The 21,350-nt window shown below is 69.5% G+C and carries 20 protein-coding genes; 16 read left to right on the top strand and 4 right to left on the bottom strand.

Features of this window, described 5'->3' with window-relative positions:
* Nucleotides 1–11 precede the first annotated feature (11 nt).
* Both T336_RS0104955 and T336_RS0104950 read right to left on the bottom strand, forming a co-directional pair.
* Complete coding sequence (locus T336_RS0104955) at nucleotides 12–962, bottom strand: N-carbamoyl-D-amino-acid hydrolase (RefSeq protein ID WP_020425079.1); 951 nt, start codon at nucleotides 960–962, stop codon at nucleotides 12–14.
* A gap of 216 nt (nucleotides 963–1,178) precedes the next feature.
* Entirely contained in the window at nucleotides 1,179–2,102 is a 924-nt protein-coding gene (locus tag T336_RS0104950; protein WP_026431705.1) for a LysR family transcriptional regulator, read from the bottom strand.
* Between the two features lie 79 nt (nucleotides 2,103–2,181).
* Between T336_RS0104950 and T336_RS0104945 the strand changes: the two genes are divergently transcribed.
* The 7 genes from T336_RS0104945 (at nucleotide 2,182) to T336_RS0104915 (ending at nucleotide 11,573) form a co-directional block, all read left to right on the top strand.
* Entirely contained in the window at nucleotides 2,182–3,195 is a 1,014-nt protein-coding gene (locus T336_RS0104945) for an aromatic ring-hydroxylating dioxygenase subunit alpha (protein WP_026431704.1), read from the top strand.
* A 192-nt stretch (nucleotides 3,196–3,387) separates the two neighbouring features.
* Nucleotides 3,388–4,578, top strand: a complete 1,191-nt coding sequence (locus T336_RS0104940; protein WP_026431703.1) for an amylo-alpha-1,6-glucosidase — start codon at nucleotides 3,388–3,390, stop codon at nucleotides 4,576–4,578.
* Nucleotides 4,579–4,669: 91 nt separating this feature from the next.
* A complete protein-coding gene (locus T336_RS0104935) occupies nucleotides 4,670–5,746 on the top strand; it encodes an adenosine deaminase (RefSeq protein ID WP_051647054.1) in 1,077 nt (358 codons plus the stop codon).
* Between the two features lie 104 nt (nucleotides 5,747–5,850).
* The gene (locus T336_RS0104930; RefSeq protein WP_026431701.1) at nucleotides 5,851–6,687 is read left to right on the top strand and encodes a helix-turn-helix domain-containing protein; all 837 of its coding nucleotides are present in this window, start codon (nucleotides 5,851–5,853) and stop codon (nucleotides 6,685–6,687) included.
* Between the two features lie 118 nt (nucleotides 6,688–6,805).
* Nucleotides 6,806–9,253 (top strand): penicillin acylase family protein, encoded by a 2,448-nt coding sequence (locus T336_RS0104925; protein WP_026431700.1) that lies wholly within the window; start codon nucleotides 6,806–6,808, stop codon nucleotides 9,251–9,253.
* A 103-nt stretch (nucleotides 9,254–9,356) separates the two neighbouring features.
* Nucleotides 9,357–10,334, top strand: coding sequence for a 2-hydroxyacid dehydrogenase (locus T336_RS0104920; protein ID WP_035225285.1), 978 nt, complete (start codon nucleotides 9,357–9,359; stop codon nucleotides 10,332–10,334).
* A gap of 138 nt (nucleotides 10,335–10,472) precedes the next feature.
* Entirely contained in the window at nucleotides 10,473–11,573 is a 1,101-nt protein-coding gene (locus T336_RS0104915) for a BMP family ABC transporter substrate-binding protein (protein WP_026431698.1), read from the top strand.
* Between the two features lie 20 nt (nucleotides 11,574–11,593).
* Here T336_RS0104915 and T336_RS26485 read toward each other — a convergent pair whose 3' ends face one another.
* Nucleotides 11,594–12,019 (bottom strand): CzcE family metal-binding protein, encoded by a 426-nt coding sequence (locus T336_RS26485; RefSeq protein ID WP_051647053.1) that lies wholly within the window; start codon nucleotides 12,017–12,019, stop codon nucleotides 11,594–11,596.
* Nucleotides 12,020–12,175: 156 nt separating this feature from the next.
* Between T336_RS26485 and T336_RS0104900 the strand changes: the two genes are divergently transcribed.
* The 8 genes from T336_RS0104900 (at nucleotide 12,176) to T336_RS0104865 (ending at nucleotide 19,566) form a co-directional block, all read left to right on the top strand.
* Nucleotides 12,176–12,874, top strand: coding sequence for a heavy metal response regulator transcription factor (locus T336_RS0104900; protein ID WP_026431697.1), 699 nt, complete (start codon nucleotides 12,176–12,178; stop codon nucleotides 12,872–12,874).
* A gap of 8 nt (nucleotides 12,875–12,882) precedes the next feature.
* Nucleotides 12,883–14,283: a heavy metal sensor histidine kinase gene (locus T336_RS0104895; RefSeq protein ID WP_026431696.1), complete on the top strand. Its 1,401-nt coding sequence runs from the start codon at nucleotides 12,883–12,885 to the stop codon at nucleotides 14,281–14,283.
* Entirely contained in the window at nucleotides 14,255–15,574 is a 1,320-nt protein-coding gene (gene guaD / locus T336_RS0104890; protein WP_051647052.1) for a guanine deaminase, read from the top strand. The genes T336_RS0104895 and guaD overlap by 29 nt, the downstream gene beginning before the upstream one ends.
* Nucleotides 15,575–15,673: 99 nt before the next feature.
* Nucleotides 15,674–16,240 (top strand): dCTP deaminase, encoded by a 567-nt coding sequence (gene dcd / locus T336_RS0104885; protein WP_013593615.1) that lies wholly within the window; start codon nucleotides 15,674–15,676, stop codon nucleotides 16,238–16,240.
* A 167-nt stretch (nucleotides 16,241–16,407) separates the two neighbouring features.
* Nucleotides 16,408–16,719: a hypothetical protein gene (locus tag T336_RS0104880; RefSeq protein WP_019703169.1), complete on the top strand. Its 312-nt coding sequence runs from the start codon at nucleotides 16,408–16,410 to the stop codon at nucleotides 16,717–16,719.
* A gap of 24 nt (nucleotides 16,720–16,743) precedes the next feature.
* The gene (locus tag T336_RS0104875; RefSeq protein ID WP_026431694.1) at nucleotides 16,744–17,034 is read left to right on the top strand and encodes a hypothetical protein; all 291 of its coding nucleotides are present in this window, start codon (nucleotides 16,744–16,746) and stop codon (nucleotides 17,032–17,034) included.
* A 56-nt stretch (nucleotides 17,035–17,090) separates the two neighbouring features.
* Entirely contained in the window at nucleotides 17,091–17,987 is an 897-nt protein-coding gene (ypfJ, locus tag T336_RS0104870; RefSeq protein WP_026431693.1) for a KPN_02809 family neutral zinc metallopeptidase, read from the top strand.
* A 109-nt stretch (nucleotides 17,988–18,096) separates the two neighbouring features.
* Complete coding sequence (locus T336_RS0104865) at nucleotides 18,097–19,566, top strand: DEAD/DEAH box helicase (protein ID WP_026431692.1); 1,470 nt, start codon at nucleotides 18,097–18,099, stop codon at nucleotides 19,564–19,566.
* A 36-nt stretch (nucleotides 19,567–19,602) separates the two neighbouring features.
* On the opposite strand, the gene T336_RS0104860 is transcribed toward T336_RS0104865, so the two are convergent.
* On the bottom strand, nucleotides 19,603–20,445 hold the full coding sequence (locus tag T336_RS0104860) for a symmetrical bis(5'-nucleosyl)-tetraphosphatase (RefSeq protein WP_026431691.1): 843 nt from the start codon (nucleotides 20,443–20,445) through the stop codon (nucleotides 19,603–19,605).
* Nucleotides 20,446–20,681: 236 nt separating this feature from the next.
* Between T336_RS0104860 and T336_RS0104855 the strand changes: the two genes are divergently transcribed.
* Nucleotides 20,682–20,972: an H-NS histone family protein gene (locus tag T336_RS0104855; protein WP_026431690.1), complete on the top strand. Its 291-nt coding sequence runs from the start codon at nucleotides 20,682–20,684 to the stop codon at nucleotides 20,970–20,972.
* Nucleotides 20,973–21,350: the final 378 nt, after the last annotated feature.

The following is a 21,350-nucleotide window of genomic DNA, read 5'->3' as shown; positions in this document are numbered from 1 at the left end:
CCCGGGGCGGTTCAGGGCAGCGGATCGCCCGCGCCGGTGCGCTCGACGATCAGGCGGTAGTGCTCGGGGCGGCGGTGCTTCGCGAAATTGAAGACGTGCTCGCGGAAGTGCTCGCCGAGCGACAGGTCGGCGCGCACGCAGATCACCTCGTCCTCTTCGCTCGTGGTGCGCGCGACGATCTCGCCGCTGGGCGCGACGATGACCGAGCTGCCGATCATGTGGTGCCCGTCCTCGGCTCCGCACTTGGCCGCGGCCGCCACCCAGATGCCGTTCTGGTAGGCATTGGCCTGCAGCGAGATCAGGTGCGTGGTGGTGCGCAGGTGGGCCGGTTCGTCCCAGTGGATGTTGACCGAGGGCGTGTTGTAGCCGAGCACCACCACCTCGGCGCCCTGCAGCGCCATCACGCGGTAGGTCTCGGGCCAGCGGCGGTCGTTGCACAGGCACATGCCCATGCGCACGCCGTCGGTGTCGAACGCGCGGAAGCCCAGGTCGCCGACCTCGAAGAATTTCTTCTCCAGGTGCTGGAAGGGCGCGCCGGGCTTGTGGTCCGCATGGCCGGGCAGGTGGATCTTGCGGTAGCGGCCGCGGATGGCACCGTCCTGCCCCACGATCACCGCCGAATTGAAGCCGCGGCCCTCATGGGTCAGCTCCGCATAGCCGAGGTAGAAGCCGACGCCGAGCCGGCGCGCCTCGTCGAACAGCGGCTGCGTTTCCGGCCCCGGCAGGTTGCGCTCGAAGAAGCGCTCGTGCGCCTCCGCCTCCGGCATCCAGTAGCGCGGGAAGAAGGTGGTCAGCGCCAGTTCGGGAAACACCACGAACCGCGCCCCGCGGCCGTGCGCCTCGCGCAGCATCGCGACCAGGCGTGCCACCACGGAGGGCCTGCTGTCGGCCAGGTGGACGGGGCCCATCTGGGCGACGGCCAAGTCGAGGAAACGGCGGGCAGGAGCGGAGCGCGATGTCATGGAAACCTTCTTCTCTTCGTTGCAGCGGGGGTGATGCAATCGATTATTCGAAGCGGTGTCCGGTGCGTCGAATGACGCTTTGTCGTGCAGGTTTAACCCCGTGTTAAACCTTCGCATCCCCGCGGTGCGCACGGGCGGGCCATGCACCGGCAGGGGGCGGAAAACCCGTCCCGCACTCCACCGTGGTGCGTCCCCGCCGGCCCTGCGCAGAGGAACTCAGCCGGTCGCGGCGTCGTCCGCGAACGGCAGCGCCAGCCCGCACTGCAGCAGCACGCTGTGCAGCGAGCGCAGCAGCGCGTGGGCTGCGGGCGAAAGCGGCTCGCTCTGCAGGTGCACGAGATCTGCCACGATGGGCTGTGCGCCGCGCACCGGAATCGCCTTGAAGCGCGACTCCAGCCAGCCCTGCAGCGAATACTCGTCCACCAGCGCGGCCCCCGCGCCCGCATGCACCAGCGCGCAGGCGTAGTGGGGGGAGGTGACCTCGACGTTGAAGCGCGGTGCCGCATCGCCGGCCGCGAACATCTGGTCGATGCGCAGCCCCAGCGGCGAGCCGTGCGGATAGCCGATGAGTTCGTGGGGCAGCAGCTCTTCCGTGCCCACCTCCTCGTACGCGGCCAGCGGATGGCTGCGCGGGCAGATGCACAGCAGCCGGGCGGCCGCGAGGGGGCGGGTGACGAGGTTCGGGTGATCGACCGGGAAGGTGGAAATGCCCAGGTCGGCCCGCTGCTGCAGGATGCGCTCCTTCAGCGCGTCGTGATTGAGGCAATGGAAATGCACCTGCACGTCCGGCAGCGCCGTCCGCAGCTGGGCGATCGCCAGCGGCACGATCATCTGTCCGAGGCTGGGGCTCGACAGGATGCTCACCAGGCCCCTGCGCCGCACCGCGAGTTCCCGCGTCAGGCTGCCGATGCGCTGCACGCCGCCATAGACCTGCTCGACCTCCAGGTACAGCCGCCGGGCCTCGGCCGTGGGATGCAGGCGCCCCTTGACGCGCTCGAACAGCGCGAAGCCCAGCCGGCTCTCGGTGTGCGACAGCAGCCGGCTGATGGCGGGCACGGACACATGGAGCAGGCGCGCCGCCCCGCTGACGGACCCGGTGACCATCACGGCCCGGAAGGCTTCGATCTGTCGCAGATTCATGGGCCCGATTCTGCGGCGTGCGGCCCGGGGTTGCACGCCTTCGCCTGGCATCGCGCGTGCTTGCCCTATGCTTCCCACGATGATCGAACACCACCACTGGCACCCTGTCGCCTCGGACTGCGACCTGGGCGCCGCGCCGCTCGCGGCGCACCTGCTCGGACAGCCGCTCGTCCTCTGGCGCGACGGGGCAGGCCGTGCCCATGCCTTCCCGGACCGCTGCCCGCACCGCGGCGCGCGCCTGTCGCTCGGCCGTGTGGAAGGCGGCCGGCTCGAGTGCCCCTACCACGGATGGCAGTTCGAGGGCAGCGGCCGCTGTGTCCACGTGCCGGCGCTGCCGCAGTTCCAGCCGCCGGCGGGGCACCGTGCGGATGCCTTCGGCGTGCAGGAAGCCCATGGGCTGGTCTGGGTGCGGCTCGCCTTCGGGCAGGAGGGCGGGGCGCCAGGCGAAGGGGAGGGCCCCGGCCTTCCACTGCCCGCCTTCACCGCCGAGGACGACGCCCGCCTGCGCAAGCTGAACTGCGGCCCCTACGACGTGGCGGCCAGCGCGCCGCGCATCGTCGAGAACTTCCTCGACATGTCCCACTTCGGCTTCGTGCACGAAGGCTGGCTGGGCGCGCGCGATGCCGCGGCCATCGACGACTACCGCGTGGAGCCCACGCCCACGGGGCTGCTCGCCACCGGCTGCAAGGCCTGGCAGCCCCAGTCCAACCTGCATTCCACCGCGGCGGCGCAGGTCGAATACACCTACGAGGTGACCGGGCCGTACACGGCGGTGCTCACCAAGCTGCCCGAAGCGGGCACCACCGCGGTGGAGGGCTGGCGCGAGTCCATCGCGCTCTACATCTGCCCCGTCACGCAGGAATCGAGCCGCGTGTGGTTCCGCCTGGCGGTGGCGGATTTCGATTCGCCCGATGCCAGGCTGCGCGACTTCCAGCACACCATCTTCACGCAAGACCAGCCGGTGCTCGAATCCCAGCAGCCCAGGCGTCTGCCGCTGGACCTGCGTGCAGAGCTGCATACCGCCGCGGACAAGGCCTCATCCGCCTACCGGCGCTACCTGCGCGGCTGCGGCATCACCTTCGGCACCTGCTGAGGCGCCCGCGGTCACGCCGGGCGCGCGCGGGAGGGCTGGACAGTCCCGCGTCCGGTTGCACAATGGAACCCGTGCCGGCTCCGATGCTCCATCCCCCGGGAGGGTGCGTGGCCACCGGGTCGCCCGGCCCCGCGGGCCTGCCTGGCGCATGACGCGCCCGCTGCCTGCCTGATCGCTGCCCATTGCATGCCCATGACAGACCATTCCCTCGACGCCCAATCCCTCGCGCTGATCGATGCCTGTTCGGACGCCTCCCTCGCGCTGCTCGAACGCAACCTCACGCCCCACGGCATCCTGGCCGCGAGCCGCACCGCGGCGGCGGTGGCGCGGCGCTACACGCGGATCTTCGGGCGCGACGCGGCCATGTGCGTCATGGCGATGTGCGGCAGCGGCGTGCCGGCCCTGGAGGAGGGCGCCGTGGCCAGCCTCGATGCCCTGGCTTCGCAGCAGGCGCCCAACGGGCAGATTCCCAAGTACGTGGACCCGGAGGGCCGCGATGCGGACTTCTGGTACCTGGGCTGCATCGATGCCACGCTCTGGTGGCTGATCGCGGTGGACCACGTGCGCCGCCACGGCTCGGTGGGCGCAGACCGCTGGGCGGATGGCGTCGAGCGGGCCATCGGCTGGCTGCTCGCGCAGGAGCACCAGCATTTCCGGCTGCTGCAGCAGAACGAGGCCAGCGACTGGGCGGACATCATGCCGCGCTCGGGCTACGTGCTCTACACCAACGCCCTGTGGTTCGACGTCAAGCGCCGCTTCTCGCTCTGCCAGGCGGACGATACGCAACATCACTTCAACCATCTCTTCAACCCGTTCCAGCGCGACCTGCCCGAGTACCACCGCGCCCGGCTGCTGCAGCACTATGCCCGGCGCGGCCGGCGCGATCCGGGCCTGTTCCTGAGCTTCGTGAACCTGGCGGTGGTGGGCGACGAAGGCGATGTGTTCGGCAACCTGCTGGCCATCCAGTCCGGCCTCGCCGACGAGGCGATGGCGCACAGCATCGTCAACACCATCGAGGCCGCCCATGCGGGCAGCTCCCTGCCCGTGCGCGTGGTGCTGCATCCGCTGTCCCACGAGCACGACCTGTGGCGGGCCTACATGGGCCGGCACCGCCAGAACCTCATGCACCAATACCACAACGGCGGCATCTGGCCCTTCGTCGGCGGCTTCTGGGTGATGGCGCTGGCCCGCCTGGGCCTGCACCGCGCCGGCTGGTCCGGGCTGGCGAAGCTGGCCCACGCCAATGCGCTCGACGACTGGCGCTTCACCGAGTGGTTCCACGGCCGAACACTGGCACCCATGGGCATGGCGGGCCAGAGCTGGAACGCGGCCACGTTCCTGCTGGCCCGGCGCGCGCTGCAGGGCGAGGACTCGGCCTGGTAGCGGACGTGTGCCCGGGCCGCCGTGCGCCGCGCAAGGGCCTTATGCTGCGCGTTGCGCGCGCTTTCCTGCCGCCCCTTTCCCGAGGCCTTCCATGACCGACTCCCGTACCGACGCCCCGCCGTCTGCCGATGCCATCGCACCGGAGCGCCTGCCCGACCTGCTGCGCGCCATGCCGAAGGCCGAGCTCCACATGCACATCGAGGGCTCGCTCGAACCCGAGCTGATCTTCGCGCTCGCCGAGCGCAACGGCGTGGCGCTGCCCTATGCCGACGTGGAGGCGCTGCGCAGCGCCTACGCGTTCACCAACCTGCAGAGCTTCCTCGACATCTACTACGCCGGCGCGAGCGTGCTGCTGCACGAGCAGGATTTCTACGACATGGCCTGGGCCTACCTGCAGCGCGCCGCCGCCGACCACATCGTGCACACGGAGATGTTCTTCGATCCGCAGACCCACACCGCGCGCGGCGTCGCCATCGGCGTGGTCATCGAAGGCCTGCACCGGGCCTGCGAGGACGCCAGGGCGCAACTGGGCGTGAGCGCTTCGCTGATCCTGTGCTTCCTGCGCCACCTGAGCGAAGAAGACGCCTTCGAGACGCTGGAGCAGGCGCTGCCTTACCGCGACCGCTTCATTGGCGTGGGCCTGGATTCGAGCGAGGTGGGCCATCCACCCGAGAAGTTCGCCCGCGTGTTCGCACGCTGCGGCGAACTGGGCCTGCACCGCGTCGCGCACGCGGGCGAGGAGGGGCCGTCGGCCTACATCTGGAGCGCGCTCGACGTGCTGCATGCCGAGCGCATCGACCATGGCGTACAGGCCGTGCACGACCCGGCCCTGATGCGCCGGCTGGCTGCCGAGCGGGTGGCGCTCACCGTCTGCCCGCTGTCCAACGAGAAGCTGTGCGTCTTCCCCGACCTGGCGGACCACAACATCCAGGCCCTGCTGGACGCTGGCCTGGCGGCCACGGTGAACTCGGACGACCCCGCCTATTTCGGCGGCTACCTGAACACGAATTTCGTGCGCCTGTTCGAGGCCGTCCCCACGCTCACGGCGGCGCATGCCTACCAGCTCGCGTCCAACAGCTTCGAGGCGAGCTTCGTTCCGGACGCGGACAAGCAGGCCTGGCAGCGTGCGCTGCGGGCCTACTTCGACCGCTTCGCCGCGCCGCATTGAAGCCCTGGCCCGCGGGTCATTGCGGATCGACGGCCGGCAGCCCGCGGCTTGAGAATCGCAGGACACGCAGCCCGGCGCCGGCCTGGGCCCGCGCCGCACACCGCATGTCCACCACCAACCAGCTGCATCTCTGGGATGACCGCTTCTTCTACATCACGGAGGCGATCCAGTCCGGCCTCACCGCCCGCGCTTCCGCCACCCTGCTGGCATCCGCCTCCGGCCGCCACTTCGTCCTCGTCGCGCTCGATGGCACGGTGCTGCGCTGCACCGCGGCCCTGGTGGCGCCGCATGTTCCCCGCCAGCTCGACGCCGATGGCTGCGGCCTGCTTTCGCTGAACGTCGATCCGGCCTCCGGAACGTTCCGCAGGCTGGCCGCGCGCCTGGACGGCCGGGGCATCCTGCCGCTGGATGCGGCCGGCTTCGGCGCGCTGCGCGAGGACTTCGAAGGCGCATTGCATGGCGAGCTGGATAGCCCGGCCCTGCGCCGCCTCAGCGGCGGCATGCTGGACGCGGCCTGCGGCAGCGCCGTGAAGCGCCCCCGCGGCGCCGACCGGCCGTGCCTGGATCCGCGCGTGGAGCGCGTGCTGCAGCGGATGCGCGATGCCGGAAGCCATGGCATGGCGGTTCCGCTGTGCGACCTGGCGGCCGTGGCCTGCCTGTCGCCAGGCCGGCTCACGCACCTCTTCCATGAACAGACCGGCCTGTCGATCAAGCGCTACCTGCTGTGGTCCAAGATCCGCCGTACCGTGCAGATGATGGCCTCGGGCATGCCGCTCACCGGCATCGCGCTGGCGGGTGGCTTCACCGACGGCGCGCACATGAGCCGCACCTTCCAGCGCTGCTTCGGCCTGACACCGTCCTTCCTGGCGGACGCAGGCCGCGTGGACGTGTTCGTGGACGACTGCGCGCACACGGCCTGGCGCGGCACCCAGGGCGGCTGACGCATTCCACGTCTGGCGACGTAGCCGCTGCGTACAAGCGCACGGCGGCAATTTTTCCTATGCTCTGGCGGCCCCGGCCATCCGGCTGCCAAGGGGACTCCAGAGGAGACACACCACCATGCGCACTACGTTCCGTGGCGGCCTGAGGCCGCTTTCCCTTTGTTTCGTCGCCAGCCTCGCCGCCTGTGGTGGCGGTCACGGCGACGGTGAACTGGCTCCCTACGGCGCGGAGATCCGCCGCACCGCCATGGGCGTGCCGCACATCAAGGCCTCCACCTGGGGCGGGGCGGGCTTCGGCTACGGCTACGCGCAGGCGCAGGATAACCTCTGCACCCTCGCCGATGCCTTCGTCACCTACCGCGGCGAGCGCTCCCGCTACTTCGGCGGGTCCGCGCAGGTCATCTACAACAGCACGCTGGGCCGGCCGCTCAACATCGATTCGGACTTCTTCCACCGCCACGTCATCTCCGCCGACGTGGTGGAGAAAATGATGGCGGCCCAGCCGGAAAAGCTCCGGCAGATGGTCGAGGGCTTCGCCGCCGGCTACAACCGCTACCTGGGCGACCTCCAGGCCGACAGCGGCGCCCACGCCGCCTGCCGCAACGAGGCCTGGGTGCAGCCCGTCACCGCGCAGGACATTTGGCGGCGCATGTACGCTGCCAACCTGGCGGGCGGCTACAGCAACTTCGCGGCGGCCATCGCCAACGCCACCGCGCCGGCCGCCACCCGGTCCGGCACCGCCGAGGCCGTGCCGCAGCGCAAGGATGGCGCCACCACGCTCGCGGCCCTGGATGCCTCCCGGTCCCGTGCCCCGGAGCTGCAGGTCGGCGGCACGGCAGGCATCGGCAGCAACATGTACGGTTTCGGCACGGCCGGAACGGGCGAGGGCAGTCCGCTGCTCTTCGGCAACCCGCACTGGTACTGGAAGGGGCCCGACCGCTTCTACCAGGCGCAGCTCACCATCGGCAGCGAGCTGAACGTGAGCGGGGTGTCGTTCCTGGGCATCCCCGTGGTGCTGATCGGCTTCAACGACAACGTGGCCTGGAGCCACACGGTCTCCAGCGCGCGCCGCTTCGGCTTCTTCCAGCTCACGCTGGCCGCGGGCGATCCCACCAGCTACCTGCGCGACGGCGCCCCGGTGAAGATGGCGGCCACCACCATCACGGTGCAGAACCGCACGGCATCGGGCACGGTCGACGTGACGCGCACGCTCTACAAGACCGACATGGGCCCGCTGGTGAACCTGTCCACGCTCAACCCGGCGCTGGCATGGAACCAGACCACCGCCTTCGTCATCCGCGACATCAACGGCGAGAACTACCGCACCTTCCGCAACTGGATGCGCTGGAACCAGGCCCGCTCGCTCGACGAATTCATCGCCATCCAGCGCGAGGAGTCCGCCATTCCCTGGGTCAACACCGTGGCGGTGGGGCGCGGCAACGCACGGGCCTGGTATGCCGACATGGGCGCGGTACCCAATGTGTCCACGAGCCAACTGGCCTCGTGCACCACGGCCTACGGCAAGGCGGTCGCCGCGGCGCTGCCGGGCGTGCCGTTCTTCGACGGCTCCCGCAGTGCCTGCGACTGGCAGTCCGATCCGGATTCCGTGCAGAAGGGCGCCATCGGCCCGTCGCGCATGCCCAACCTGCAGCGCGACGACTACGTCGGCAACATGAACGACAGCTACTGGCTCGCCAACGCCAATGCGCCGCTCACCGGCTACGCCCCCATCTTCGGCGCCACCGGCGCACCGCAGAGCCTGCGCACGCGCCTGGGCCACACCATGGCGCTGCAGCGCCTGGCCGGCACGGACGGCTACGGCGGCCGCCAGGCCACCAGCGCCATCGTGCGCCAGATGGTCCTGAACAGCCGCGTCTTCAGCGCCGAGCGCTTCAAGGACCAGGCGCTCGCGCTGGTCTGCACCTCGCCGCAGGTCTCGGTCGGCGGCTCCTCCGTGGACGTGGCCTCCGCCTGCGCCGCCCTGCGCGCCTGGGACAACACCGGCAACAGCGATGCGCGCGGCTCGCATGTGTGGGACGAGTTCTGGGGCCGCGTGCAGGTTCCCGCCGCCCAGCTCTACACCACGCCGTTCGACCCGGCCGATCCGCTGAACACGCCGCGCGACCTGAATCCCGCGGCGGCCGGCGCGCTGCAGCAGGCCTTCGGCGCCGCCGTGGCCAAGGTGAAGCAGAGCGGCTTCGCGGTGGATGCGCCACGCGGCGAGGTGCTGTTCTCGGTGCGCGGCGGCCGGAAGATGCCGCTGTACGGCGGGTGCGCCGGCATCGGCTACTTCACCATCGCCTGCTCCGAAAACCCCATCGACCAGGGCGGATATTCCGTGGACGGCCAGCCGCACGGCAACAGCTACCTGCAGGTGGTCACGTTCCCCGAGGGCGGGGTGCAGGCCCATACCCTGCTCACCCATTCCCTCTCGGACGATCCGGGCTCGCCGCACCAGGGCGACTACACCCAGGCGTATTCCGCGAAGCAGTGGGTGCGCGTCCCCTTCACGGAGGCCGAAATCGCCGCGGATGCGAATTTGCGCACCCAGACCGTGCGGCCGTAGTTCCCCGGGGCCGCAGGCTGGCGCACAATCTCGGCACCCCGGCCGGTGTGCCGCAGCGGCCCTTGCAGCCGCCGCGGCATGCCCGCGCCCGATCCCCGGGCGCATGCCGACCTTGATTGTTGGATTGGAAGCTTCCACCGTGTCCACCCCGCGCATTCCCCTCCTGGCCCTCAACACCCTGTCGCCGCAGCACCAGGCCCAGATCGCCGCCGCCTACGACCTGCACTACGCGCCCACCGCCAACGATCGCACGCAGGCGATCGCCACGCAGGGTGGCCGCTTCCGCGCCGTGCTCACCATCGGCTCCATCGGCCTCACGGCCCAGGAAATCGAGTCCATGCCCGCGCTCGAACTCATCTGCGCCCTGGGCGCCGGCTACGAGAACATCGCGCTCGACGCCGCCAGGGCCCGCGGCATCGCCGTGGCCAACGGCGCCGGCACCAACGACGACTGCGTGGCCGACCATGCCTTCGGCCTGCTCATCTCCATCGTGCGCGGCCTGCGCCCGCTCGACCGGCTCTGCCGCGATGGCGTCTGGCGCGACGCCATCGGACTGCCGCCGAACGTGTCCGGCAAGCGCCTGGGCATCTTCGGGCTGGGCACCATCGGCCAGAAGATCGCGCGCCGCGCGTCCGGCTTCGACATGCAGATCGGCTACCACAACCGCAACCCGCGGGAAGGCGTGCCGCACCAGTATTTCTCCAGCCTGCGCGAACTCGCCGAATGGTGCGACGTCCTGGTGTGCGCCACGCCCGGCGGCCCGTCCACGCGCCACGCGGTGAATGCCGAGATCCTCGACGCCATCGGCCCGCTGGGCTACCTCGTGAACATCGCGCGCGGCAGCGTGGTCGATACCGACGCGCTGGCCGACGCACTGCGCGAGCGCCGCATCGCCGGCGCGGGCCTGGACGTGTACGAGAGCGAGCCGCATCCGCCCGAGGCCCTTGTCGGGCTCGACAACATCGTGCTCACGCCGCACGTGGCCGGCTGGTCGCCCGAGGCCGTGCAGTCCAGCGTGGACCGGTTCATGGCGAATGCGGAAGGGCATTTCGCCGGGCGCGGCGTGGTGTCGCCGGTCTGATCCCAAAGGCCCCTGCGTGCCCGCGGAAGGCGGGCCGCAGGTAAAATCCCTCGCCTCTCTTCCGCAGAGGCGGACAAAAGGCTGCTGTCCCGGCAGCCTTTTTCTTTTTCCAGTTCCGGGACCATGTAGAGGACCACCATGTACAAAAACCTCGCTGCCGTGTTCGCGGCCGCCTGTCTTTTCCTGTCTGCCACCGCCGGGGCGCAGCCGCCCGCCAACCCCGCCGCACCGGCCGACACCGCTCCCGTGAAGGCCGGCTTCGTGTACGTGTCGCCCATCACCGAGGCTGGCTGGACGCGCCAGCACGAGGAAGGCCGCCGCGCCTTGGAAAAGGCCCTGGGACCGCAGGTGCGCACGACCTATGTCGAGAACGTGGCCGAAGGCGCGGACGCCGAGCGCGTGATCCGCGACCTTGCCGCCACCGGCCACCAGATCATCTTCACGCCCAGCTTCGGCTACATGGAGCCCACGCTGCGCGTGGCGCGCGACTTCCCCGAGGTGAAGTTCGAATCCATCACCGGTTACAAGACCGCCCCCAACGTGGCCACCGCCAACGCGCGCTACTACGAGGGCCGCTACCTCGCGGGCGTGGCGGCGGGCCGCATGACGCGCTCGCACGTCGCGGGCTTCGTGGCCGGCTTCCCGATTCCCGAAGTGCTGCAGGGCATCAACGCCTTCACGCTCGGCATGCGCTCCGTCGATCCGAAGGCCACCGTCAAGGTGGTGTGGCTGAACGTCTGGTTCGATCCTCCCAAGGAGCGCGACGCGGCGATGGTCCTGTTCAACGAAGGCGTGGACGTTGTGGCCTTCCATACCGGGTCCACCGCGGTGATGGCCGCGGCCCAGGAGCGCGGGCGCCTGGCCATCGGCTACCACTCGGACATGCGGGGCATCGGCCCGGACGCCCAGATCCTGGCCGTCACGCACCAGTGGGGTGCCTACTACACCGAGCGCGTGAGCGCCGTCCGCGAAGGCCGCTGGAAGAGCGGCAACCTCTGGGGCGGCGTGCGCGAGGGCATGGTGCGCGTCGAAGGCTTCGGCAGCCGCGTGCCGCCCGCCGTGCGCAAGGAAGTGCTCGCACGCCAGGACGACATCGCCCGCGGGCGCCTGCACCCCTTCTCGGCCGGCGCAACGCCCGTGCGGGACAACACCGGGCGCGAGGTGATTGCCGCCGGCCGCACGCTGGCCGACGCGCAGATCCTGCGCATGGACTGGCTTGTCGAGGGCGTGCAGCGGTAGGGCACCGCGGCCGGCATGCCTCAGTTGCGTTCGCCTTCGTTCGGCGTGACGTACACCTGCACCGGTCCGGCATTGAACTCCCTGGGGCTGATGGCCGCCAGCTCCACCGGACGGTGGGAGAAAACATCGAACTTCCATGCGAACGTCTTGTCCCCGCTGCGGAAGGCGATGGTTTCCCCGCATTTCACGTTGAGGGTGCCGGCGCGGGACGCATCCACCGTGCGCGAGGCCTGGTCCGGACTGGCGGGGCGCCCCAGCATCGCCTGGCTGCCCATGCTGCTGCCGGCCGCCGCGGGCATCGCCGCGGCAGAGCGCGCATGGTCGGGGTGCAGGGTGTAGCCGGCCTCGGTCGGTGCGTTGTGGACGACGTCGTATGCAGAGGCCGCGGCAGGTATCAGCGCGGCGCAGGACAGGGCGGACAGCAAGGTGATGCGGATACGGCTCATGGTGTATTGATCTCCATCTATGTTCAAGTGGGTGCGATGCCATGCGGCGATGGCTTGGCAGAGCGGACTCTAGGGTCCCGATACCGACGGGAAGCTGCCGCGGAGATGACGAATTCGTCATCCAGGCGGTCGCGGCGTGTGGGCACAATCCGCGCCATGAAATTGCTGGTGATCGAAGACGAGGCCAAGCTGGCGGAATACCTGCGCAAGGGCCTCGGAGAGGAGGGCTTCGTGGTCGATGTCGCGCGAGACGGCGTGGACGGCCTGCACCTGGCCATGGAGGGCGCCTACGACGCCATCGTGCTCGACCGCATGCTGCCTGGCCTCGACGGACTGGCCGTGCTGGCGGCCCTGCGCACCCGCCGGCAGACGCCCGTGCTCATGCTCACTGCCCAGGGCCGCGTGGAGGACCGGGTGAGCGGCCTGCAGGGGGGCGCCGACGATTACCTCGTCAAGCCGTTCGCATTCTCGGAATTGGTGGCGCGGCTGCATGGGCTCCTGCGCCGTGCGCGCGGCACCGCGGCGCCGGCGGAGGCCACCGTGCTGCGCATGGCCGACCTGGCAATGGACCTGATCCGGCGCCGGGCCGAGCGGGCCGGGCAGCGGCTGGACCTCACTGCCAAGGAGTTCAACCTGCTGAGCCTGCTGCTTCGCCGGCAGGGCGAGGTGCTGTCCCGAACGGAACTCGCGGAGCAGGTGTGGGACATGAACTTCGACAGCGAGACGAACGTCGTCGAGGTGGCGGTGCGCCGGCTGCGGGCCAAACTCGACCAGCCTTTCGACCGGCCCTTGCTCCACACGGTGCGCGGCATGGGCTATGTACTCGAAGATCGTGGCGCGGAGACGGAGCGGTGAGGGATCGCATGCGCACGCCGCGTCCGCGGGCCTCGCTGGGCGCTGCGCTTTCGCGCTGGCTGGCCCTGCAGACCGTGGTGGGCCTCGGCGCCGTATGCGCGGCGGTGTACCTGGTCATCGCGATGACACTGTCGCAGCGGCAGCACGAGGCCCTGGCGCGCAAGGAGCAGTCGGTGAGCGAGGTGCTGGCGGGCCATCTGCTTGACCGTGATCCGCAAACCGGCCACATGCTCGACGACGTGCTGGCGGGCCATGGCGAACTGGCCTTGAGGGTGACCGACGACCGTGGCGCAGCGGTGTACCTGCGCAACCCCGGCCTGCTCTCGGCAGGCGGGCCGCTGCTGCGCAGATCCTTCGAGGTCCAGGGACCGCCCGATCGCCCGCGGTCACTGCACGCCACGCTCGTGCTCGATACGCGTCCCGACATGGCGTTGCTGCGGCGGCTGGCGTGGACGCTCCTCGTCGCCGCGCTGTCGGGTGCTACCGCCGTGTCGCTGGTCGCCCTGTGGCGGGTGCGCAGGGAACTCGAGCCGCTGCGGCACCTGGTCGCGCAGACCGCAGGCCTGGTCGCGGCCAGGGCCGGGCAGCGCCTCGATGGTTCCGCCCAGCCGACCGAACTGCAACCCCTGATCGCCCAGTTCAACGAACTGCTGGACCGCGTGTCGGCCGCCTACGCCCGGATGGAAGCCTTCAACGCCGACGCGGCGCACGAACTCAATACGCCCCTTGCCAACCTTGTCAGCAGCTGCGAACTGGCGCTGCGGCGTTCCCGCGGCGAGGCCGAACTGCAGGACACGCTGGCTTCCAACCTGGAGGAACTGCGCCGCCTGGCGGGCATCGTGGCCGACATGCTGTTCCTCGCCCAGGCCGATCGCGGCGTGGCCGCGCGCAGCGAGCACCTGCCCAGCCTCGCCGCGCTGGCGGAAGGCGTGCTCGAGTTCCACGAGGCCGCCTTCCTGGAGGCCGGCCTCGCGGGCGGAGTGCAGGGCGATGCCGGCGCCGTTGCCGATGCGCGCCTGCTGCGGCGGGCACTGTCCAACCTCCTGGGCAATGCCACGCGCCATGCGGCGCCCGGCTCGCTGGTGCAGGTGCGCATCGGCGCCGCGCCGGGCCGCGGAGGATGGGTGTCCCTATCTGTTTCCAATACGGGCCAGGGCATCGATGCGCACCACCTGCCACGCATTTTCGACCGCTTCTACCGGGCCGACAGCGCCCGCCACCACGCCGACCGCAACCACGGGCTCGGTTTGTCCATCGTGGCGGCCATCGCCCGGATGCACGGAGGCGAGGCATTCGCCGAATCCCGCGGCACCCGCGTGGAGGTCGGCCTCCTCTGGCCCGCCTGCACGTCCGGCATGCCCGCCGTGTCATCATCCGGGGATGTCTCCGAACCCCACCCTGACCGCTGAATCCGCCACCCATGGCTACCGCGCCGCACTTCTGCGCTTCGACGAAGCTGGCGTGCCGCTCTATGAAGAAGACGGGTTTCTCGCCATCGGTCCCGGCGCGGGCGGCGTGCAGCGCGTGGTCTCCGCAGGCGACTGGCGCACGCTCTCGCCACGGTACCCCGGCCTGCCGGTCACGCACTGCCCCGGCCGCATCATCGCGCCCGGCTTCGTGGACATGCACGTGCATTTCCCGCAGACCGACGTCATCGGCTCGCCCGCCGAAGGGCTGCTGCCCTGGCTGGAAAACTACACGTTCCCGCACGAATCTCGCTTCGCCGATGCCGGCTACGCTCGCGGCGTGGCCACCGTCTTCATCGACGAGCTGCTGCGCAACGGCGTCACCACATCCCTCACCTTCGCCACCTCCCATCCCGCGTCGGTGGATGCGCTGATGGAAGAGGCCTCCACGCGCGGCATGCGCCTCATCGCCGGCAAGGTGCTGCAGGACCGGAACTCTCCCGATGGCGTGCGCGACGAGACCACCCGGTCGCTCGCCGACACCGAAGACCTCATCCGCCGCTGGCATGGCCGCGGCCGGCTGGGCTACGCGATCACGCCGCGCTTCGCCCCCAGCTGCAGCGAGGCGCAACTGCGCGGCGCCGGGGAGCTGGCGGCCCGGTATCCGGACGTATGGATCCAGTCGCACGTGGCCGAGAACCGCGACGAGATCCGCTGGGCGCTCGAACTCTTTCCCCAGGCCCGCAGCTACCTCGCCGTGTACGACGGCTTCGGCCTGATGCGCGAGCGGGCCGTCTATGCCCACTGCATCCACTTCGACGACGAGGACCGCGCACTGATGCGCGATACCCGCACCGCCGCGGCCGTCAGCCCCACCAGCAACCTGTTCCTCGGCAGCGGCTTCTTCGACTACGAGGGCGCCGACCGCGTGGGCTTCCGCTACGGCCTCGCGAGCGACGTGGGCGGTGGCACCAGCTTCAGCCCGTTCCACACCATGCTCGCAGCCTACTACGTCGGGAGGGAGGGGCAGACCAAGCCCGGCCTCTCGCTGCCGCCCGGCCACCTCTGGTGGCAGCACACGGCCGGCGCGGCGCGGGCGCTGGGGCTCGAAGGCGTGATCGGCAACCTGCAGCCGGGCTGCGAGGCGGACTTCGTCGTGCTGAATCCCGCGGCCACCCCGCTGCTCGCGCGCAAGACGGCCCAGGCCGCCAACCTGGATGAACTGCTGTTCGCGATGATCGTGCTGGGCGACGACCGGCTCGTCGAGCGCACAGTGATCGCAGCGGCCCGATGAGCCTGTGGAGCCCGTCCCGCGGATTCGCACAGCTATGAAAAGAGTAGTATCGCGTCCGCGCGCCGCCTTTCGACTGGCGCGCACGAGGAGAGAAAACCCATGAGCATCAAGAGCGACAAATGGATCCGCCGCATGGCCGAACAGCACGGCATGATCGAGCCATTCGAGCCCGGCCAGATCCGCGAAAGCGATGGCCGCAAGATCATCAGCTACGGCACCAGCAGCTACGGCTACGACATCCGCTGCGCGCCCGAATTCAAGGTGTTCACCAACATCCACAGCACCGTGGTGGACCCCAAGCATTTCGACGAGAAGAGCTTCGTCGATTTCCATGGCGACAGCTGCATCATCCCCCCCAACAGCTTCGCCCTGGCACGCACGGTGGAATATTTCCGCATCCCGCGCAACGTCCTCACCATCTGCCTGGGCAAAAGCACCTATGCCCGCTGCGGCATCATCGTGAACGTCACGCCCTTCGAGCCCGAGTGGGAGGGCTACGTCACCCTCGAGTTCAGCAACACCACGCCGCTGCCGGCGCGCATCTACGCGGGCGAGGGCTGCGCCCAGGTGCTGTTCTTCGAAAGCGACGAGGTTTGCGAGGTGAGCTATCGCGACCGCGGCGGCAAATACCAGGGACAGGTCGGCGTCACGCTGCCCAAGGCCTGACCGGCGCGCGACTGGCGAGTGTCCTACAGGCGGGCGGCCTGTTTCTCCGATGCGCGGGCCGGGGCGGGGCTCTAGCATTTGCATCAAGGTATGCCGTTGCATGTCGTGATGCTTGTCACAAAACGCCGGCAAACTGACACATACGTTCTTTTGCCGAGGACTCCGCCATGCTTGCCTCCTTCCCGCTCCCTTTCGCCCGGGCAGGCGCGCCCGCCGATTACCCCGCCGATGGGGCCCACCCCTGCGGCCAGCGCTACTGGCCTGCTCAAACGCTCGATGCGTTCCTGCTGCAGATGGCGGCCCGGGGCCATTGCATCAGCGCCGCGATGATGCTCGGCGACCGCCAGTACGCACTGGAACAGATCGCCCGTGCGCGCCAGCTGCCGGGGGACACCCTGCAGGCACTGGTGCAGGAGCTGTCCGCTTATTTCGAAGACGCCGAGCCGGCCGCCGCCGGCCTGCACTGGTCCCACCGCTGAAGCGGCCGCCGCCAAGGAATCCCCATGGACCACTTTGACGCACACGCGCCCAACGCGGCCGCCCGGAACGAGCAAGACCGCCGTTCCCCCATCCATCCGGGTCTTCTGGCCGCTGGCGCCACGGTCATCGTGCTGCAGATCGCGGCCATGGCCTGGGTGCTCGAGGACCACGTACGCCACGCCGAGCAGCAGCAGCACGCCTGGGTGGCGCGGGGCCTGCAGGCTCCGGCCGCCAGATCGACGCAGGTGCCCGGGCAGCAGGCGCTGCAGGCCGAGGCGGGGTGGACGGCCGGCACCAGCTTCGCGGCCCGCTGAACCCGCTCCGCCGGGCGTACCATCGGCACTGGCATGAATCTTTCAGGGTGTGCACGATGAAATGGGAAGGCAATCGCGAATCGGACAACGTCGAGGACCGCCGTGACGAAGGCGACAGCGCAGGAGGAGGGGGCGGCTTCCCGGTATTTGGAGGGCGCAGCATCGGCATCGGCACCATCGTCATCGCGCTGATCGGCGGGTGGGTGTTCGGCATCAACCCCCTGACCATCCTCGGCCTGCTGAGCGGCGGCGGCGCGCCTCCCGCCCATGTGCAGACCCAGCAGCCTCCGGCCCATCGCCCGCCCGCGGACGACACCATGGCCAAGTTCGTCTCCACCGTGCTCGCCGACACCGAGGACGTCTGGGCCGATGTCTTCCGCCAGAACGGCTCGACCTACCAGAATCCCCGGCTCGTGCTTTTCCGCGGGTCCACGCCCACCGCCTGCGGGCGTGGCGAATCGGCCATGGGCCCGTTCTACTGCCCGGCGGACCGGAAGGTCTATATCGACCTCGGCTTCTACGAAACGCTGAAGAACCGCCTCGGCGCCCCGGGCGACTTCGCACAGGCCTACGTGATCGCGCACGAGGTGGGCCACCACGTGCAGAACCTCCTGGGCATCAGCGCCCGGGTGGACCAGATGCGCGGCCGGGTGAGCCAGGTGGAATACAACCACCTGTCCGTGCGCCTGGAGCTGCAGGCCGACTGTTTCGCGGGCGTATGGGCCCACCACGCCCAGAACGCGCGGCACATCCTGGAGCAGGGCGACGTGGAAGAGGCCATGAATGCCGCCGCCAAGATCGGCGACGATGCACTGCAGCGCGCGGCGGGCCGCGCGGTGGTTCCGGACAGCTTCACCCACGGCACCAGCGCCCAGCGCCAGCGCTGGTTCCAGACCGGGCTGCAGAGCGGAAGCATCAAGGCCTGCGACACCTTCTCTTCCAGGAGCCTTTGAAAACAACGGCTCTCTGCTATTGAAAATGCAGCAAAAATTGCCACCCCGCCGGCCGTGCGGACGTTCCCGTGGCCCCCGGGGAGGGCTGGTGCGACAATAACGGCCGCACATGACAAGTTCTTTCTCCAATTTATCGCTGGCCGAGCCGCTGGCGCGCGCCGTGGCCGAGATGGGCTACACGTCGATGACCCCCATCCAGGCCGAGGCCATTCCCGTGGTGCTCACCGGCCAGGACGTGATGGGCGCCGCGCAGACCGGCACCGGCAAGACGGCGGCGTTCTCGCTGCCGCTGCTGCAGCGCCTGCTCAAGCACGAGAACAGCTCCACCTCCCCGGCGCGCCATCCCGTGCGCGCCCTGGTGCTGCTGCCCACGCGCGAACTGGCCGACCAGGTCGCCCAGCAGATCGCCCTCTACGCCAAGTACACCAAGCTGCGCAGCACCGTGGTCTTCGGCGGCATGGACATGAAGCCCCAGACGCTGGAGCTCAAGAAGGGCGTGGAAGTCCTCGTGGCCACGCCGGGCCGCCTGCTGGACCACATCGAGGCCAAGAACGCGGTACTGAACCAGGTCGAGTACGTGGTGCTCGACGAGGCCGACCGCATGCTGGACATCGGCTTCCTGCCCGACCTGCAGCGCATCCTGAGCTACCTGCCCAAGACGCGCACCACGCTGCTGTTCTCCGCCACGTTCTCGCCGGAAATCAAGCGCCTGGCGGGCAGCTACCTGCAGAATCCGGTCACCATCGAGGTCGCCCGCCCGAACGAGACCGCCTCCACGGTCGAGCAGCGCTTCTACAGCGTGAACGACGACGACAAGCGCCGCGCCATCCACCACGTGCTGCGCACGCGCGGGGTCAAGCAGGCCTTCGTCTTCGTCAACAGCAAGCTGGGCTGCGCGCGCCTGTCGCGCACCCTGGAGCGCGAAGGCCTGAAGGCCGCCGCGCTGCATGGCGACAAGAGCCAGGACGAGCGCCTGAAGGCACTGGACGCCTTCAAGCGCGGCGAGGTGGACCTGCTGGTGTGCACCGACGTCGCGGCCCGCGGCCTCGACATCAAGGACGTGCCCGCGGTGTTCAATTTCGACGTGCCGTTCAACGCCGAAGACTACGTGCACCGCATCGGCCGCACGGGCCGCGCGGGCGCTTCCGGCCTCGCCGTCACGCTGGTGTCGAGCAGCGATGCCCGCCTGGTGGCCGACATCGAGAAGCTCACGAAGAAGAAGATCGATCTCGAGGCCCTGGAAGTGGAAGAGGACCGCCCGCGCGGCCGCTTCAACGACGGCCGCCGCGCCTGGCGCGACGACGAGTCCGGCAGCGATGCGCGTGGACGGCGGGAAAGCCGTGGCGAAAGCCGCGACTCCCGGCCGCCGGGCGGCTACCGCACGCCCGCCGCCGCGCGCGATCCCTTCTTCGACAAGCCGTACGAGGCCCCGGCCGCCGACGGGGCGCCCAGCTGGGAGGCCGCTTCCCGGCAGCAGCCCGCGCGCAGCGGCATTTCCGCCAACATCAAGCCCAAGCGCAAGGTCGCCGCGCTCTTCAAGGCCGCCATGCCGGCCGTGGAAACCCCGTCCGGCCAGTGACCGGCGGCACGTCCGGGCCTCCGGCAGGCCCGGGGATCAGCCCGGTGCCTGCGCCTGCTCGCAGCGCACGCTGATGTGCTCGCGCTCCGCCAGCGTGGCGCCGAACCGCACGGCGCTGAGACAGCCTCCCCAGACACAGCCCGTATCCAGCGCCAGCAGGTCGGGCCGGTTCATCCAGCCGAGCGTGGACCAATGGCCGAATGCCACCAGCGTGCCGCGCGTGTGCCTGCCGGGCGCATCGAACCAGGGGACAAGGCCCTCCGGCGCGGCATCCGCCGTCTCGCTGCTGTCGAAATCCATGCGGCCGTCGGGTGTGCAGAAACGCAGCCGCGTCAGCGCATTCACGATGGCCCGCCAGCGGTCCATGCCGCAAAGCCCGTCGCTCCATCGGTCCGGCGTATTGCCGTACATGGCGTGCAGGAATTCCGGCAGCGCTTCTCCCTGCAGTTGCGCCTGCACTTCGGCGGCGTGCTCCAGCGCTGCGTCGGCCGTCCAGGAGGGCAGCACGCCGGCGTGCACCATCAGCAGGCGCTCGCCCGCCAGCCGGTGTTCGCGCGCCAGCGGCTGGTGCCTCAGCCAATCCAGCAGCGCATTCCGGTCGGGCGCCTGCAGCACCCCGGCGAGCGTGTCGCGCCGCGACGGCTTGCGGGCTCCGTGGGCGGCTGCCAGCAAATGCAGGTCGTGGTTTCCCAGCAGGCAGCGCAGGCTGTCGCCGGCCCGCGTGCAGCGCCGCAGCACGTCCAGCGATTGCGGGCCCCGGTTCACGAGGTCTCCCAGCAGATAAACCGTATCTCGGCTGGGGGAAAAATCCACCGTGTCGAGCAGGCGCTGCAGCGCTGCGTCGCAGCCTTGAATATCGCCAATGCAGTAGAGAGGCATGGGGGTGGTGCCGCGGCGCGCGGCGGTTTATGGAAGAGCGCTATTGTGATTCGGCTGCAAAGCCCCGGCAGGCTGCCGGGCCGTGCCGTAGGGCGGGATTCGAGGAGTTTCCGCTTTCAAAGTTCCCGGGGAGCGTCCCGTCGGGTTGGCTTTATGAATCTCCGTAAAGTCTGCACGTAATCGAAAATAGTTTCTATAATGCGTTCCTTGTTATCCACTCCACACGCATGACCGACATGAACACCAGCTACAAGGAACTGCTGAAGCAGCGCGAACAACTCGAGCAGCAAATCAACGAGGCACGCCGCCGCGAGTTGTCGGATGCGATCGCCCAGGTGCGTTCGCTCGTGTCCGAGTATGGCCTCAAGGCAGAAGACGTATTCCCGTCCGGCCGCGCCCGCAGCGCCAGCGCCGGTACGAAGGTGGCTCCGAAATACCGCAATCCCGCCACCGGCCAGACCTGGACGGGCCGCGGCAAGGCGCCCAAGTGGATTCAGAACGAAAATCGCGAACAGTTCGCCATTTGATGGCGCGATCCGGCGGGCACTTTCGTCCTGGCCATTGGGCCCGCCGGTCTTTCCTGCAGAGCTGACTCAACCCGCCTTTCGGCGGGTTTTTTATTGGCCGGGCCTGGTTTGCGTGTGGGGCCCTGCGTCCATTTCCGGGCGGTGCCGGGGTGAAATGCCTGCACCCCCGGATTCCCCTGGGGAAAAAGCGTTCGTTGAATGCGCGCCGGAAGTCCTTACTGCGCGAAGATGGCGGATGCTTTCCTGGCGGGCAATGGCCGTGATGCGCCGATGGTTGTTGCCCTGCGATATGAGCGCGAGGCTGGTGCCACTCCGGCTATATGTTTCATGGGGTCCTTACCACATTTTCTGCCGTGGTAATGCAGGAGTTTGGCGCTT

This window comes from Paracidovorax oryzae ATCC 19882, from assembly GCF_000687165.1.
Taxonomy (GTDB): Bacteria; Pseudomonadota; Gammaproteobacteria; order Burkholderiales; family Burkholderiaceae_C; genus Paracidovorax; species Paracidovorax oryzae.
This window is presented reverse-complemented; position numbering and strand designations above follow the sequence as displayed.